15 protein-coding genes and 1 pseudogene are annotated in these 14745 nt (G+C 68.8%); 7 read left to right on the plus strand and 9 right to left on the minus strand.

Annotated features, from left to right (window positions below; all coding sequences use genetic code 11):
- The first annotated feature begins 177 nt into the window (after positions 1 to 177).
- Positions 178 to 1077, plus strand: a complete 900-nt coding sequence (locus tag OG247_RS41465; protein ID WP_327257128.1) for a GNAT family N-acetyltransferase — start codon at positions 178 to 180, stop codon at positions 1075 to 1077.
- Between the two features lie 103 nt (positions 1078 to 1180).
- On the opposite strand, the pseudogene OG247_RS45010 reads toward OG247_RS41465, so the two are convergent.
- A pseudogene (locus tag OG247_RS45010) lies at positions 1181 to 1291 on the minus strand (IS630 family transposase); the annotation flags it as partial.
- A gap of 114 nt (positions 1292 to 1405) precedes the next feature.
- Here OG247_RS45010 and OG247_RS41470 point away from each other — a divergent pair.
- Positions 1406 to 1801 carry a DUF2690 domain-containing protein gene (locus OG247_RS41470; RefSeq protein WP_327257129.1) on the plus strand — a complete coding sequence of 132 codons (396 nt, stop codon included), beginning with the start codon at positions 1406 to 1408 and terminating at the stop codon, positions 1799 to 1801.
- Positions 1802 to 1961: 160 nt separating this feature from the next.
- Here OG247_RS41470 and OG247_RS41475 read toward each other — a convergent pair whose 3' ends face one another.
- The 3 genes from OG247_RS41475 to OG247_RS41485 form a co-directional block, all read right to left on the minus strand.
- Positions 1962 to 2372 (minus strand): Imm10 family immunity protein, encoded by a 411-nt coding sequence (locus tag OG247_RS41475; RefSeq protein ID WP_327257130.1) that lies wholly within the window; start codon positions 2370 to 2372, stop codon positions 1962 to 1964.
- A 232-nt stretch (positions 2373 to 2604) separates the two neighbouring features.
- Positions 2605 to 3411 (minus strand): cutinase family protein, encoded by an 807-nt coding sequence (locus OG247_RS41480; protein WP_327257131.1) that lies wholly within the window; start codon positions 3409 to 3411, stop codon positions 2605 to 2607.
- A gap of 1355 nt (positions 3412 to 4766) precedes the next feature.
- Positions 4767 to 5711: a LysR family transcriptional regulator gene (locus tag OG247_RS41485; protein WP_327257132.1), complete on the minus strand. Its 945-nt coding sequence runs from the start codon at positions 5709 to 5711 to the stop codon at positions 4767 to 4769.
- Between the two features lie 115 nt (positions 5712 to 5826).
- Between OG247_RS41485 and OG247_RS41490 the strand changes: the two genes are divergently transcribed.
- Both OG247_RS41490 and OG247_RS41495 read left to right on the plus strand, forming a co-directional pair.
- Complete coding sequence (locus OG247_RS41490; RefSeq protein WP_327257133.1) at positions 5827 to 6639, plus strand: inositol monophosphatase family protein; 813 nt, start codon at positions 5827 to 5829, stop codon at positions 6637 to 6639.
- A 67-nt stretch (positions 6640 to 6706) separates the two neighbouring features.
- The gene (locus OG247_RS41495) at positions 6707 to 7351 is read left to right on the plus strand and encodes an NADPH-dependent F420 reductase (RefSeq protein ID WP_327257134.1); all 645 of its coding nucleotides are present in this window, start codon (positions 6707 to 6709) and stop codon (positions 7349 to 7351) included.
- Positions 7352 to 7396: 45 nt separating this feature from the next.
- Here the strand turns inward: OG247_RS41495 and OG247_RS41500 are convergent, their stop codons facing one another.
- Complete coding sequence (locus OG247_RS41500) at positions 7397 to 8416, minus strand: alpha/beta hydrolase family protein (protein WP_327257135.1); 1020 nt, start codon at positions 8414 to 8416, stop codon at positions 7397 to 7399.
- Positions 8417 to 8592: 176 nt separating this feature from the next.
- On the opposite strand from OG247_RS41500, the gene OG247_RS41505 reads away from it, so the two are divergent.
- Together OG247_RS41505 and OG247_RS41510 are read left to right on the plus strand one after the other, a co-directional pair.
- The gene (locus OG247_RS41505; protein ID WP_327257136.1) at positions 8593 to 9225 is read left to right on the plus strand and encodes a GNAT family N-acetyltransferase; all 633 of its coding nucleotides are present in this window, start codon (positions 8593 to 8595) and stop codon (positions 9223 to 9225) included.
- 53 nt (positions 9226 to 9278) lie between these two features.
- On the plus strand, positions 9279 to 10109 hold the full coding sequence (locus tag OG247_RS41510; protein WP_327257814.1) for a PaaX family transcriptional regulator C-terminal domain-containing protein: 831 nt from the start codon (positions 9279 to 9281) through the stop codon (positions 10107 to 10109).
- Here the strand turns inward: OG247_RS41510 and OG247_RS41515 are convergent, their stop codons facing one another.
- From OG247_RS41515 to ligA, 4 genes are all read right to left on the minus strand, one after another.
- A complete protein-coding gene (locus tag OG247_RS41515) occupies positions 10110 to 10379 on the minus strand; it encodes a DUF1963 domain-containing protein (protein WP_442813547.1) in 270 nt (89 codons plus the stop codon).
- A gap of 33 nt (positions 10380 to 10412) precedes the next feature.
- On the minus strand, positions 10413 to 10907 hold the full coding sequence (locus OG247_RS41520) for a hypothetical protein (protein ID WP_327257138.1): 495 nt from the start codon (positions 10905 to 10907) through the stop codon (positions 10413 to 10415).
- 46 nt (positions 10908 to 10953) lie between these two features.
- Positions 10954 to 11415: a hypothetical protein gene (locus OG247_RS41525; RefSeq protein WP_327257139.1), complete on the minus strand. Its 462-nt coding sequence runs from the start codon at positions 11413 to 11415 to the stop codon at positions 10954 to 10956.
- A 454-nt stretch (positions 11416 to 11869) separates the two neighbouring features.
- Complete coding sequence (gene ligA, locus OG247_RS41530) at positions 11870 to 13918, minus strand: NAD-dependent DNA ligase LigA (RefSeq protein WP_327257140.1); 2049 nt, start codon at positions 13916 to 13918, stop codon at positions 11870 to 11872.
- Between the two features lie 169 nt (positions 13919 to 14087).
- Here ligA and OG247_RS41535 point away from each other — a divergent pair, with 169 nt between their 5' ends.
- A complete protein-coding gene (locus tag OG247_RS41535) occupies positions 14088 to 14720 on the plus strand; it encodes a DUF2461 family protein (RefSeq protein WP_327257141.1) in 633 nt (210 codons plus the stop codon).
- The last annotated feature ends 25 nt before the right edge of the window (positions 14721 to 14745 follow it).

Below are 14745 nucleotides of genomic sequence, written 5' to 3' on the forward strand. Positions count from 1 at the left end.
TCCGTGGACGGACCCGCGGAAGATCACGTACCGTGTGGCTCCACGCCCTGAGATGAACGGAAGGAGGCGAGTGCCGTGTGGTTCACACCTTTCCAGCGCTCCCTCTTCCAGCATCCCGGCGTGGTTTCTCAGTTCTGACCGGGGGCGCTCCAAGCAGCCTGTATCCCGGAGGAATCCATGACCGATCTGGTCATCCGTGCGCTCTCCGCGAGCGACGCACATCTCTTTGACGCACTTCCCGACCCCCTGGGCGCCCGTGAGGGTCATCGGCGTACTCGGTTCCGCCCCCACTGGAAGCGCGTCGCCCTGCGCGATGGCGAAGTCGTTGCACGCGGCGCGTGGTGGGGCGGCCCCGACGACTCGGAGCCCGTCAACATCAACTGGTTCGACGTGGCCGAGGGGGAGGAGGAGGCCGGAGCCGAACTCCTGCGCTCCGCTCCCTGGCAGGTCGAACTCGAGATCAACGTGCCCAGCGGCTGGCGGGACGACCCCGAACTGCGGGCCGGCGCCGAGACGCGCTTCGCCGCCGCACGAGCCGCTGGGTACGAACTCCTGGTGGAACGCTTCCTGTACCGCTGGACCCCGGAGCAAGGTCTGCCCGAGCGGCCCGGACGCCTGCGCTTCAGCGCCGAACCCGACGACGCCGTGTTCTTCGACGCGTTTCGCCGCATCCATTCCGTCACCCTGGACGCCCACGCGCTCAGGGCCATCGACGAGGGCGGTCTCGACCAGGCCGCCCAGGAGGAACTCGACTTCCTCCACTGGTGCCCCTCCCCACGGGAGTGGTGGCAGATCGCGCACACGCCCGAGGGCGACCTGGCCGGCATCCACATACCGGCCCACAACCCCTCCGGCCCGACCATCGGCTTCATCGGAGTCCTGCCGGAGCAGCGCGGTCACGGCTACGCCTACGACCTCCTCGCGGAGTGCACCCACCTCCTCGTGGAGCAGGGCGCGGAGGTCGTCACCGGATCGACCGACCAGGGTAACTTCCCCATGGCCGCGAACTTCACCAAGGCCGGCTTCCCCGTCATCAAGGAACGCATCAACTTCCACTCAGCGGGCCAGGAGGCCTAGCGAGGAGTAGCACCCGGTGCGAGCGGTCCGGTCCGAGGGCAGGTCCGGACCGCTTGCCAGTGCCCGGTGACAGGCTGGCCGGCAGGGGATCGACAGCGGGCTCGATTACCGCGGTCTTCTCACCCGCCGCGAACCTCTTGACGGACTGAAGCCGGATCCCCTCACGAAATGCCCGAATCTCAGAGGTCAGCCCCCAACCCTCCGGATATCTCACCCCACCGTCATACCGAAGGGACCATGAACCGTCACTGCCCGACGCCGAGCAGAAAACCTCAGTAGTCACCGCTGCCGCTGCCGCTGCCTCTTTCTCGGATCGGCAGGCGCGCTGTTGCCCACCGCGGCTCAGGCGGCCCCTGCCGGGGGTTGTTGGAACAACGGCTGCAGCGGGCTTGACCCCGCCGCGTACTGCCAGGGGGATGCCGTTACCGTTACCGTTGCCTCGGCCGCGATCGGGCCGGCGGTCCTGGAACTCCGTTACAGCGTCTCGTGCGAGGCCATCTGGGCACGGATTTCGCAGGCGAAGTACGAGTACCCGGGTGACAACTCGCCGGGGCACGCAAAGGTGATCCGCAACAGCGACGGTGGGTCCTACACCTGCACCGTGCCCTTGGGCAGCACGTCCTGCTACACGCGGATGCTCGGCGATCACAACGTCACGAGCTACGCGTGGGGTGACTTCGACCGGTCTCCGTACTACTGGTCGGGTCGCACGGGAACCTACTGACCTCTGGCCGTCGGAGCGGCTGCCACGCCCCGTGCCTTCGGCGAGGAAGCCTCCGCCGCGGGCACGGGGCGTTGTTCGGCCGGGTTGACGATGACGAGGACCGCGACTCGGGTTCATCGGCGGGTCCGATGACGGCAGACCGCTGATCCGGCAGATCGGGTCAAACGGCTACACGGGCGGGTCTGGCATCGGCACGTCCATAGGCGAGGACCTGGGCGAGGACTTCGCGGAAGAGTGCGATGTCCTCGGCCGGCGCCTCTATGACGGCTTCGACCTCGCTGTCGCTCAACCGTAGATCTGCCAGTGCTTCAGGGTTGAGGGAGACGCGGAGGACATGGCCCGTCAGAACGGCTTCGCGCACACATCCATACGCGGTTCCCTGTCCGGCTGTGACCAGGCAGTGCGTGTCCATCCCCAGAGCGACCTCTTGGTCGTCAGGGTCTTCCTCTCCCGCCATGAACATCAGGATGAAACCGCTTCCGTCCTCGCCCTCGGAGAGGGCGGCTTCGGTGAAGTAGCCGTCAGGGTCTATCTCTGTTCTGGCGGCCCGGGCGGTGAATCGGTAGGTCATGGCAGGGTTCTATCAGCGAGTCCAGCTGAGACATGAGGCAGGCCGGACAAGCTGTCGAGGGTGCCGGCGAATGCCGACGCCGACGCCGACGTCTAAGACAGCACTCTCGCTCCGGCCGCCGGACGGTCCTGGTGGTGGATCCACCCCGTGGGCGCAGGGGCATTCACACTGGGGTCGGCTGGCGCTGATCCTTCTGGTCTCCGCAATCAAGCTCGCCCGTCACGACTGACTGTCAGCGCACATCTGGCCTGACCGATGGAACGGGAACCGGGCCGGGCGGAAGCTGCACGAGGCTCAGCCGCAGGTGGAAGGCGACATTCTCGACCCCGGTCATTTCATTCCCGGTCCCAGGTACTCCCTTGTCCGTCGGGCCCCGATCCGTTGTGTATCGAATGTGCGGACAGAGGCCGGTGAGGTGAGGGAAGCAGCGGTCAAGGTGGGGGCTGGTGAACGGGTTGTTGCAGACGGGGTCTTCTGCGGCACACACCCCATTGCTCTTGGCCTTGAGGTCCTCAGGCAGGCTCGGGTGGTAGATCGCGTTGTACGGGTCTGCCAGGAGTCCGATGCCTTTGATGTTGGCGCTGACTGCAGGCCAATCCACGCCTGGGCTGTGCTTGAGTTCGTCAAGGGTGACACGGATGACCCAAGCTCCTTGTGAGTAGCCGGCCAGGAGAATCTTCCCGTGGGGGCAGTGGCTGACCCGGTCGAGGATCTCCTTCTTCAGATTCGTGGCACCTTCTCTCACACTGGCGGGGGTAGGCAAACCGTCCTTCACGAGTTTCGCTACGAACTCGGCTTGACCTGCCTTTGACAGCGGCGCCGCCTTTTTCACGATGTCTCTGGTGAGTTGCAGGGCGATGTCACCTTGAAGCTCGGGTACCGGTGCTGCCGTGTAGGGGATCCCGGACACCTGGACACCGTCGGGCTTCAAGTTGTCGTAGACGGCGCCTATTTCCGGGCCGAGGTTCTGGTGCTCGATGGTGGTCTCGGCGGGTCCCGCGGTCGGGGTGGCGCTTTCGCCGGAACCGCGCAGGCCCATCAGGAGAGGTGCCGAACATGACTGGCTGTTCGGTTGCTTCGGCGTGTCGGCCGCTGGTGGGGAGGGACCCACAGAGGGAGGCGGATCGTCCTGGTCCACCGGCGGTGGTGGCGGAGTAATCGGTGGTGGGGGCGGGTTGGTCGGAGGCCGCGGCGGCGGGTTTTCCGGCACTGGTGGATCGTGCTCGTCCACTGGTGGCGGCGGCTTCACTGGGGGTGGTGGGTCGTGCTGGTCCACCGGTGGTGGTGGCGGGTTTGTCGGAGGCCGCGGGGGCGGGTTTGCGGGCACTGGTGGATCGTGCTCGTCCACTGGTGGTGGGGGCGGGGCCACTGGGCGTGGTGGATCGTGCTGGTCCGCTGGTGGTGGCGGCGGGTCGAGCGGTGGCGGTGGCGGGTCCACCGGTGGTGGATCGTGCTGGTCCGTTGGCGGTGGGTCGACCGTGGCCGGAGGTGGGGGTGGATTTGTCGGCGGTGGCGGGTCTATCGGGGGAGGTGGATCATCCTGGTCCACGGGGGGAGGTGGATCGTCCTCTTCCACGGGGGGAGGCGGATCGTCCTCGTCCATCGGGGGCGGCGGATCGTCCTGGATGGATGCTGCAGCACCTGAAAGGGCTTGGGGCTCCGCCAAAGCGCCGGTCACGCCCGTCGACACTGCGAGGGCCGCAGCCATACAGGACGCGCCAATGAAGTGGGAAACCTGTCGCCGCGTGGTCATGGCCATGACGAATCCGCTGGTGGATATACCTATATACGTCTTGCGTCCGTGCTCAGATCGATCTGCAATGGACGCGACGTTCGATATCGCCAGACGCCTAGGCTGAAGCCGTAGTTGCCGGGCCCTACCTAAATCTTACTCTTCACCGACACCGCGATCACGCTGCCGGCAATGGCGCACGCGGCTGGGACGGGTCCCTCCCCGGAGGTGTGGGACGTGGCCTTGGGCGGCTCATGTCCAAGTTGCCGCCGCTCCGCTGGTCGCTGCTCAGACCCCGGGCAGTAAGGTAGTGATCTGCCCCGGGGACATGCCTGACGAGCCACTTCCTCAGCTGCCGGCCTCCTCAATGCTCTGGGTCGCGAAGCACTACATCGCGTCCCTGGAGACGGGTCCGAGCCGGCCAAGGGCTGGGTGGACAACAGAGACGCGACTGAATGGCGCCAAGAGGTGCAGTTGATTCTTCATGCACTCGGCTAGCGATTACTCACAGTGCACTGGTCACACAAGCTGAGCCAGAACCTGAGTAGCGACGTCGTTTTGACGCGAGATTGGGACTCGCATGCTCGCACGCATAGGTGACGTTCATGCGAACGGGCGTCAGCTGCCGCAGGCCTTCCCGCCGGGTGTACCGGGTGTGATCGTCAGTCACCGCTCCGGTCGGTGAGGGGCTGTTGGGAGCCCGTCGGTGGTGTGAAGAGTGCCCGGACGGTTTCGGTGGCGAGGTCTCGCAGCCAGGTGTGGGCGCGGTCGTTGTCGTAGCGCTGGTGCCACAGCAGGTGCAGGGGTACGTCGGGCAGTGGCAGCGGCGGCGGCAGTGTGGTCAGGCCGAGTTGCTCCCGGGCCGTGCGGGTGACCGCGTCGGGGAGGGTGACGACCAGGTCGGTGTCGAGGGCGAGTTGCAGTGCGAGGGCGGCGGTGGGCCCGGCGGCGACGACGCGTCGGTCGAGGCCGCGTGCGGTCAGGGCGTCGTCGATCGGGTCGCGCAGGCTTCCGCGCCGCGAAACGGTGAGGTGTTCGGCGGCCGCGTAACGCTCCAGGCTCAGCGGGCCTTCGGTGAGCGGGTGGCCCGGACGGACGGCGACGACCAGCCGGTCCCTGCCGACGAGGCGGTGGCGGATGTCGGGGAGCGTCGGAGCGCTGGAGCTCGATTCGAGGTCGACCTCGCCACGGCGCAGCTCGGCGTCGTCAGTCCCGGGTTCGGCGGACAGGCGCAGCCGGACGCCGGGGGCCTGATGGTGGACGGCCTTGGTCAATGCGGTGCCGCATGCGGCGGTCAGGGCGTCGTGCCAGCGCACGGTGAAGACCCGGTCCAGAGCCGCCAGGTCGAGTTCCTGCTGCTCCGACAGGAGCCGGTGGGCCTGCTGCACCAGGGCGTGGACCTCGGCGCGCATGGCCAGCGCGCGGGTGGTGGGGACCATGCTGCGGCCGGTACGGACCAGAATCTCGTCGCCGGTGGCTTTGCGGATACGGCCCAGGGAGCGGCTCATCGCCGGTGACGTGACGTGGAGGCGTGCCGCCGCGCCGGCGACGCTTCCCTCTTCCAGCAGGGCGTCGAGGGCCGTGAGGAGGTTCAAATCCAGTTGCATGGCAGTAACTCTACAAGTGCAAAGCATGCACTTGTTGTTAATGATCGGGCGGCCTACCTTCGAAGTGCGGGGGCGAGACAACCGCCCCGCTCAGACCGATTCCAGGGAGCCCACCATGAGCACAGCCATGCCCTTCGCCGCCGGTACGACGCTCCTGTCCGACGTGACCGCCGCGGTGAGGACCGCCGGCGTCACACTGCGCGACCGCTACACCTCGCACCCCCGGGGCGTGAGTCTGGACGAGGTCGTCGGCGAGATCCACGCCAACGACGACGCGGTGCTGGACGTGCTGCGGGAACCCCTGCTGCGGGCCCGGCCGGGGTCGCAGTGGGCCGAGGACGAGCTGGCCGGCGGTGCGCTCCCGCCCGGCGAATGGTGGGTTGTCGACCCCGCCGAGGGCAACATCAACCACGTCCACGGCCTGGACGACTGGGCCGTCACCGCCACCCTCGTCCGAGACAACCAGCCGGTACTCACCGTCGTCCACCTGCCGCTGACCGGCGACACCTACACCGCGGTCGCCGGCGGCGGTGCTCGCCTGAACGACAGGCCCCTGAAGGTATCCGCCAAGACCGACCTCGGCGCCGCACTCATCGGCACCGGCCAGGCCAAGCCCGGCGAAGACGAGCGCACCTTCCGGCGGATCGGCGACTCCGTCACCGCCATGCTCATCAACGGCCTGGTCGTACGCGTGTCCGTACCCGCCACCCTGCAGCTCATCCACGTCGCCGCCGGACGCATGGACGCGTTCTGGCAGTTCTCCGACGTCCGCTCAGGCCTGGTCGCCGGCGCCCTGCTGGTCTCCGAAGCCGGAGGCACCGTCACCGACCTGGCGGGCGAACCCTGGAACACCGCCAGCCGCGACTTCCTGGCCGCCGCCCCCGGCCTTCACACCGCCGCCCTCAAGGTCCTTGCGCCGATCGCCTGACCGGCAGTCCCCGCTCTCCCGCTCCCCCCCCGCTCTCCACACCCGATACCGCAAGGAGCATCACCGCATGACCAGCATCGGCATCCTGGGCGCCGGCCGCGTCGGCACCAACCTCGCCGGCAAGCTCTCCGCAGCCGGACACCACGTCACCCTCGGCAGCCAGAACCCCGAAGAAGCCGCCACCCGCACCATCGGGCTCGCCCCGCACGTCGCCTTCGTCGACCAGCGCACCACCGCCCGCACCGCGAACATCGTGATCAACGCGACGCCCGGCGACAGCTCCCTGGACCGCCTCACCGACCTGCGCACCGAACTCGCCGGCAAGATCCTCATCGACGTCTCCAACGCCACCCGCGACACCGCTGACGGCCTGCCCGGCGACCTGTGTTACCCCGGCAGCAGCCTCGCCGAGAAACTCCAGGCCGCGCTCCCCGACACCCACGTGGTCAAGACCCTCAACACCATGCTGTTCATGGTCATGACCGCCCCCGAAACCCTGACCACCCCACCGACCGCCTATCTCTCGGGCGACGACGAACAGGCGAAGAAGACCGTCACGGGCCTGCTCGGCGACCTGGGCTGGCAGCCCGAACGGATCGAGGACCTCGGCGACATCACCACGGCCCGCGCCACTGAGGCCATGATCCTGGTCGTGCCCCACATCCTGCGCCGACACGGCTTCAAGCCCTTCGCCGTCTCCCTCGCCCGCTGACCCACCGAGACGTGCACCACGCGCCTAGCCGATCTTGCAGGACCGTCACGGAGTGGCGTTGCCGCCTCGGTCGAGATCCTCGAGGAACTGTCGTTGGCCCTCCAGGAATCCGTCCGCGAAGAGCGAGCGGGGCGAGAAGATCGCAGTGAGCGTGATCTTGAGGTCCGACTGCTCGATGGACTGCTTGAGCAGTGAATGGGTCGCGTCCGGGTACTGCTCGGCCGTCAATGCACCGCCTGCGTCCAGCACCTCGCGGTAGATGCGCTCCGTGTCGGCGGTGTCCACGTTGATGTCATGACCTGCGAGGGCCAGCAGCACCGGTACGCCGCGCAGGGCGCGAAGGTCCTGCGTGGCGTCCGAGGTGTGGTTCTTGGAGATGAAGCCCCAGCGGTCGGCGGTCATGCCGTCCGCGTCGCCACCCATGGCCTTGACGTACTCCTCGAAGGTCGCACGGCGCTCCAGCAGCCGTCGGGTCGTGTCGCTCCTGGCGATCGCCTCGTTGGTACGGGCCGCTGACGCGCCGTCGGCGCGCAGCTCGGCGAGGAGGTTGTAGCGGCCCTGCTGGAGCCAGTTGATCGCGGGCGAGACGGCGATGACGAAGCTCACGGGCGTCTTGGCGGCGACCTTCGGCAGGACCCAGCCCGCCTGGCTGACGCCCCAGAGTCCGATCCGGTCGCCGTCGATGTCCGGGCGGGCGCGCGCCCAGGCGATGGCGGCGGCCGTCTCGTCGGCCCGGTCGTCCATGGACTGGCCGAGCCAGTTCCCCGGCGCGCCCGCGACGCCGGGCTTGTCCCAGGACAGGGAGGCGTACCCGGCCTTGGCGTTCGCTTCCCACAGGGGCTTGTACCCGTCGTCATGGGTGGCGTCCACGGGGCCGTCGCCGTGGACGTACACGACCAGGCCGTGGCGTTTGCGGCCCTCCTTGGGAGTGGCCAGTACGCCGTTGAGGGTGTGGCCGCCCTGGCGGATCGATACCCGCTGCTCGTCCATCGCGTAGGAGTGCTGCCACAACACCACGCCGACGAGGCCGGCGGCCACGACCAGGGCCGTGACGAGTGACCACATGACTATGCGGAGCCCGCGCCGTCGGGGTGGCTGGATCTTCGGATGCATGGGATCTGACCGCCTCTGTTCGGGTGAGTCCACCTAAAACTATCACTACGGGCACGACCGTCGGAAGAATGATAGTTTTGTGTTCCGGGTTGCAGCGGGGGAGAAGAGGGCACGGCATGGGACCGGGAATGGACACGACGGACAGCGGTACTGGACCGGTGGTGACGGTCCGGCGGGGTCTTCCGGCCGGCGCCGAGCGGCGGGCGGCCGAGATGTACTGGGACGCCTTCGGCCGCAAGCTCGGCCCCGCGCTGAACCCGCCGGACAAGGCGGTGCCCTTCATCGCCGCCCACCTGAACGCCGATCGCGCGGTGTGCGCGCTCCTCGACGGGCAGCTCGTAGGCCTCGCCGGCTACCAGCTCGGCGGCCGTGCCCTCACCGGGGGATCGGCCTCCGCCGTACTGCGCGCGTACGGACACCTGCGGGGGCTGCCCAGACTCTTGCTCCTCGCCCTGTTCGAACGCCACCCGGCCCCCGGACAGCTCGTCATGGACGGCATCGCCGTGGCCCCGGGCATGCGAGGGCGCGGTGTCGGGAGCCTGCTCATCGAGGAAGTGGCCGCCCTCGCGGCGGAGCAGCACTGCCGGGAGATCAGACTGGATGTGATCGACACCAATCCGCGCGCCAGGGCTCTGTACGAGCGGCGCGGCTTCACGGCCGTGCGGACCGAGCACACGCCCTACCTGCGCGGGCTACTGGGATTCGCCGCGGTGACCACCATGCGTCGCGCCGTTGGCACGCGAGAGGCGGAAGAACTGTGAGCTCCGAAGCGGACCACACGGACCACACGGACCACGTCGAGGTCCCCACCCGCATGCTCGTCCACGCGCTGATCCGCGAGGACGGCACCGTCGGCGCGGACGAGCTCTACACCGTCGCCAACACCCTGGGCATGAGCGACCAGCAGGTACGGCTGTGCGTCAAACGCCTCGTGACCGAAGGTCGGTTCACCCACGAGGGCCGTGGCCGCAAGGCACAGCTGCACGCGACCGCGGACACCACGCGCGCCCTGGCTCCCAACGCCGACTTCCTACGGCACGCGTTCCAGCAGGACGCCGGGCTCGCTCCCTGGGACGGCGTCTGGCACCTGGCCGCCTTCGCGGTGCCCGAATCGGCGCGCACGTCCCGGGACGCCCTGCGCGAGACGCTCGTCCACCTGGGCGGCGCCCCGCTCCAGGGCGGACTGTACGTCTGCGCCAACGCCTGGGAACCGTACGTCGAAGAAGCGGCCCACCGCCTCGGCGCCCATGGTGCGCTCACCCTTCTCACCACGACCGACCTGCGCAAGGGCGACACTCGAGACCCGGTCGAACTCACCCGCCGCCTGTGGCCCCTGCAGGAGATCGCCGACCGCTACCACCGCCTCACCCGTATCACCCAACCCCGCCTCGCCCGCCTCACCGGCCCTGCCGGACTCTCCCCATCCGCACTGCTCACCATCGCGGTCGAGCTCGCCGCCGAACTCACCCGCGCCATGGAGCCCGACCCGCTGCTGCCGCCCCAGCTCCTGCCCCAGCCGTGGCCCGGCACCCAGGCACGGGAGCTCGTCGCCCGGTGCTGGGCGGCCCTGCACGAACGGGAAGGCGGCGCAGCCCACCCGGTCCTCTTCCGCCTCTACGCCGACACCAGAGTGGATCGGCGCTGATCAGCTGCACTGCCAGGTGAACACCGCCCGGTCGAAGCGGTACTCAGCCAGGTCCTGGGGGCGGATGAGCCAGTACAGAACGCCGCCATCGCCCCACACCATGTCGGCAGCGTCATCGCTGTCGAACTGGGCGAGCAGCACCCAACTGCCGATCTCCTTGTCGAGGGCCGGGTCGCCCCACGACACATCCCCGTCCGTGACCGCTTCCGCGATCTCGATCTCCACCGGGTTCTGTATCGAGTGGGCATGACCGCCGATCTGGTGGCCCACCTCTTCGTCATGCCGGTAGGCGGGCTCACGACGTCAGTACATCTTCCCGACCTTCAATGCTCGCGCCCGCTCTCCGCGGCTCTCGGGGTGGATTCGCTCGGCCAGGCAGTGCCGGTGGGAGATGACGGTGTGGCCTCCCGGACCGTCGATGCTGCGCGAGTCCAGGACGAGGGCGTCTCCGCCTGGGCTCAACGTGACCGGTTCACCACAGAAGTCGCAGCTCCAGGTCAGCGACTCCAAGTCTGCAGGTCGGATGGAGAGCCGCACTGATACCGGCGGATCCCAGCGCCGGATTTGCTCGATCACTGCATCGATGTGTGAACCGATCGGCGGAAAGAGCGCGAGTAGCTCGTCATGGCTGCTCGTGGTCCGGGAGAACTGCTCGATCATGTCGATGGAGGCCGACAGATTGGCGTTCTCGTAACCAGCGATCTCAACGAGCACACCCCATGGGTGATGGCTGAGGACCCGGGCCCGCACTTTCTGGCCAGGCATGAGCGCCATGCTCTCTGCCTCGAACCTTTCCATGAACTGCTTCCCCGTCCTTAGCCCGGCAGGCCGTGCTTGGCAGCGCTCAAACGCGCGCGTCGTCGACGCCGGAGCCGATCACCTCGCTCAGGGCCCGCAAGGCGTCATCGTATGGGTGACGGTCGAACTGGAACGGACCGAATGCCGCATAGTCGCGGGTAGCGCGGTGCGGTTGCTCGAAGGCGTCCCAGGTCACGAGGTCGGTCGTCACGGTGATGCGCGCCATGAGCGGCCAGCATCCCCACTCCCCGCATTCACAACCGAGAACGGGTGTCTTCGGCCCCATCGCGTTGGTGGACCGTCCGATGAAGTGGTCCTGCATCGGGCCGAACCGGAAGAACTCCGGGATCAGACCGCCGTAGGCATCGCCGGCGGGCTGCATCCCGGCCGCGATCTCGAACCCGTCGATCAGCTCGGTGAGTAGTGCTCCGTCGATGCGGGGGACGATCACGAGCGGGCCGCCGTCGCTACGGTGCCGGCAGTCGAACCGGATGTCGTTGCTGGTCATTTTGTGATTGTCGCAGCGAAGTCCTTCCCCCCTTCTGGGTGGGTTGACCTGGGGCCATGCGTGGCATGCCGATGTTGATCGCGGTGCCGCCGTGCTCGCTCACATCTCCGGGGAGCGGCCGGCGGCGAGCGGCGTCCTGGACTGGTCGAAGCACCAGCACGCCTCCCGGCGAAGCCCCCGCCGCTCCGGGGCAGGAGCTGATGTGTCACCCCAGCGGTTCACGTAGTGCCTCGCCTCTTCACCGTCCGTCATGGCACCAAGATACGGAGGCTGCCGTGAGCCACTCCAGTGACCAGGGCCGCGCGAGCTTCGGGGTCGAACACCTGCCTGGCGAAGCTGGTGCTGCTCACGGCCGACCGGGTAAAGACCCGGCCGTGGTGGCCTGCCGGTCGGTCGAGAGGATCGGCGCCCTGGAGAAGGCCCGGCCCGGGCTGAGGGCTGGGGGCGGCGATGGCTAGGTGGGGAGGAGGTCGGTGACGAGGGCGGCGAATTCCTCGGGGTCGAGGATGCGGATGCCGAGTTCTTCCGCCTTGGTGCGCTTGGAGCCGGCCTTCTCGCCCGCCACCAGGAGCGTGGTTCGCTTGGACACCGACGACGATGCCTTTCCGCCGGCCCGCTCGATCAGTTCGTTCATCTCGTTCCGGGACAGCACCGCAAGGGGGCCGGTCATGGAGCCGGTTACCACGACGGCCTGGCCTGCCAGGGGGCCGCCCGCCGAGTCCTGGGCGTCGTCCGTGCCGTCGTCCGCGCCGGTTGCGGGCTGCTGCGGCTCGGTGACCTGCGTGCCGACCTGCTGAGCCTGGAGCTTGTCGAGGAGCGGGGCGAGTTCGACGAGTTCGGCCGCGATGACGCGGGCCTTCTCGGTGCCGATGCCGGCGACCCCGGCCAGCACGTCCGCGTCGGCAGCCCGGATCGCGGCCATCGACCCGAAGTGCGCGGCGATCCGGCGGGACATCGTACGCCCGGTGCCGCGGACACCGAGGGCGCAGAACACGCGGCTCAACACGGCCCCGCGGGCGGTCTCGATCGCGGCCAGGAGGTTGGCGGCGCTGGTCTCGCCCATCCGCTCCAGACCGAGGAGCTGCTCGCGGGTCAGCGTGAACAGATCGGCGACGTCCTTGACCAGACCGGCCTCCACCAGCTGGATCGCGCGCGTGCCGCCGAGACCCTCGATGTCGAGCTGGTCGCGGCCGGCCGCGTAGATCACCGAGGCCACGGCCTGACAGCTGCGGCCGCGCACGCACCGCCACCGCTGCTCGGAGGTGTCGATCGCGTCGCCACAGCGGGGGCATACCTCGGGGAAGACGATCGGGCTCTCTGCGCCGGTGCGCTGGTCGACCAGCGGTGCCTCGACCCGGGGGATCACGTCGCCGGCCCGGTAGACGAACACCTGGTCACCGATCATGAGCCCGCGACGGGTGATGTCGGACGGATTGTGGAGCGTGGCGTAGGTGACCGTCACCCCGTCGATCACCACGGGCTCCAGGACGGCGCGCGGGGCGATGATCCCGGTCCGGCCGACGTTCCACTCCACCGCCAGCAGGCGCGTCACCTTGTGTTCGGCCGCCAGTTTCCGGGCCACCGCCCACCTCGGGGCGCGCGAGCCGTTGCCCGCTTGACGCTGGTCCTCGGCCGTGTCGGCCTTGACGACGACGCCGTCGATCCCGAACGGCAGGTCCGCGCGCAGGCCGGCGATCACGTCGATGCGTTCCTGGACCTGCTCCACGGTTTCGCAGCGCATCGGGGCGGCGGCCGTGCCGGCGGCCGTGTTCGCGCCGAGCGCGGCCAGGTTTTCCAGCAGGGCGAGGTGGCCGAGGTCGTCCAGGCCGATCGCGCTGTAGGCGAAGAAGGTCAACTCGATCCGGTAGGGGCGGTCCTTGGCCCGCAGGGTGCCGGCCGCTCCGCTGCGCGGGTGCGCGAAGGGCGTGGCCTCGTGGGCGAGCCGGATCCGGTTGGCCTCCTCGAACTGCGCGGTCGTCAGCAGCACCTCGCCGCGCAGCTCGACGTCGATCGGCCGGGTGAGGAGCGGCGGCAGACCGAGGACGGCTTCGGCGGCGTGGGTGATGTCCTCGCCGGCCAGGCCGTCGCCGCGGGTGAGGACCTGAACGAGCTTGCCACCCCGGTACCGGGCGGCGATCGCGAGGCCGTCGAGCTTCGGCTCCACACACCATCCGGCCACAGGGTGCCCGAGACGCCGTTCCAGCCCTGCGGCCCACTCGGTGAGCTCGTCGGCGTCGAAGACGTTGTCGAGGGAGAGCATCGGCACCGAGTGCGGCACGTCACCCTGCACCGCCCCGCCCGCCACCTTCCCGGTCGGCGACTGGGCGAGCACCTCGTCCGGGTGGGCGTCCTCGTAGGCAGCGATGGCGCGCAGCAGCCCGTCGTACTCGTCGTCACCGAGCGGGGTGGTCCCGTCTCCGTAGTACGCGGCCGACGCCGCCACGGCGGCGGCCACGGCCTCCGTGTAGGCGGAAGGGGAAAGCAGGGCGTTGTTTTCGGTCATGTAGGCGATCATCCTGCCCGGCACTGACAATGCCGCCGAAGCTCGCCTTGCCACAGCACGCAGCACACAGCACGCAGCACACAGCACGCAGCACACAGCACGCAGCACACAACCACCCCGCTCTGCGGCACAGCGGGGGAGGGCAAGGGCGGTGAGCTAATCTGCCCGCATGCGCGGACAGTTCACAGGATGGCCTGAGCAGGCCATGGACGTGTTGTGCCAGCTCCAGGGCGAACCGACCCACGAGACCCGCGAGCGCTGTCGCGCTGACCGCGAACAACTGGTCCGGCAGCCGATGATCGACCTGCTCAACGAGGTCGCGGACGCCGACTCCCGATACGAGGACTTCTCGGTCTGGCACTACCGCACCGACTCCTGGTGGTGGCAGAACCAGAGCGCGGTGATCCGGCTCGACCGCAAGATCGAGATCGGTCTCCGGTTCTCCCTGGACGGCCTGCGGATCCAGGGCGCCTGGTGGTACCCCGACCCCGGCCAGGTGGACAGGTTCCGCAAGGCCGTGGCCTCCGAGGGGAGCGGCCGCGAACTGTCCGCCATCGTGGAGGACGTGCGGAAGAAGGGCTACGACATCTCCGGGGACGTGATGAAACGTCCCCCGCGCGGCTACCCGACGGACCACTCCCGTACGAACCTGCTGCGCCACCGTTCCCTGATCGCCGCCCGCCCCCTCGGCTGCGAGGAGTGGCTGCACACCTCCGAGGCGGCCGACAGGGTCCTCTCGGCCGCCGCCGACCTGGACCCCCTGCTGATGTGGCTGGTCCGCCACCTGAAGCACACCTCCTGACATCACGAGGGCGCCGCGCCGGACG

Origin of the sequence: Streptomyces sp. NBC_01244 (assembly GCF_035987325.1) — a bacterium.
GTDB lineage: Bacteria > Actinomycetota > Actinomycetes > Streptomycetales > Streptomycetaceae > Streptomyces.

What these genes read in the sequence shown, in the direction of transcription:
- OG247_RS41465 (WP_327257128.1), top strand. Translation starts at nt 178, where the DNA reads ATGACCGATCTGGTCATCCGTGCGCTCTCCGCGAGCGACGCACATCTC.
- OG247_RS41475 (WP_327257130.1), bottom strand. Translation starts at nt 2,372, where the DNA reads ATGACCTACCGATTCACCGCCCGGGCCGCCAGAACAGAGATAGACCCT.
- OG247_RS41480 (WP_327257131.1), bottom strand. Translation starts at nt 3,411, where the DNA reads ATGGGCCTGCGCGGTTCCGGCGAAAGCGCCACCCCGACCGCGGGACCC.
- OG247_RS41485 (WP_327257132.1), bottom strand. Translation starts at nt 5,711, where the DNA reads ATGCAACTGGATTTGAACCTCCTCACGGCCCTCGACGCCCTGCTGGAA.
- OG247_RS41490 (WP_327257133.1), top strand. Translation starts at nt 5,827, where the DNA reads ATGAGCACAGCCATGCCCTTCGCCGCCGGTACGACGCTCCTGTCCGAC.
- OG247_RS41495 (WP_327257134.1), top strand. Translation starts at nt 6,707, where the DNA reads ATGACCAGCATCGGCATCCTGGGCGCCGGCCGCGTCGGCACCAACCTC.
- OG247_RS41500 (WP_327257135.1), bottom strand. Translation starts at nt 8,416, where the DNA reads ATGTGGTCACTCGTCACGGCCCTGGTCGTGGCCGCCGGCCTCGTCGGC.
- OG247_RS41505 (WP_327257136.1), top strand. Translation starts at nt 8,593, where the DNA reads ATGGACACGACGGACAGCGGTACTGGACCGGTGGTGACGGTCCGGCGG.
- OG247_RS41510 (WP_327257814.1), top strand. Translation starts at nt 9,279, where the DNA reads ATGCTCGTCCACGCGCTGATCCGCGAGGACGGCACCGTCGGCGCGGAC.
- OG247_RS41520 (WP_327257138.1), bottom strand. Translation starts at nt 10,907, where the DNA reads ATGGAAAGGTTCGAGGCAGAGAGCATGGCGCTCATGCCTGGCCAGAAA.
- OG247_RS41525 (WP_327257139.1), bottom strand. Translation starts at nt 11,415, where the DNA reads ATGACCAGCAACGACATCCGGTTCGACTGCCGGCACCGTAGCGACGGC.
- ligA (WP_327257140.1), bottom strand. Translation starts at nt 13,918, where the DNA reads ATGACCGAAAACAACGCCCTGCTTTCCCCTTCCGCCTACACGGAGGCC.
- OG247_RS41535 (WP_327257141.1), top strand. Translation starts at nt 14,088, where the DNA reads ATGCGCGGACAGTTCACAGGATGGCCTGAGCAGGCCATGGACGTGTTG.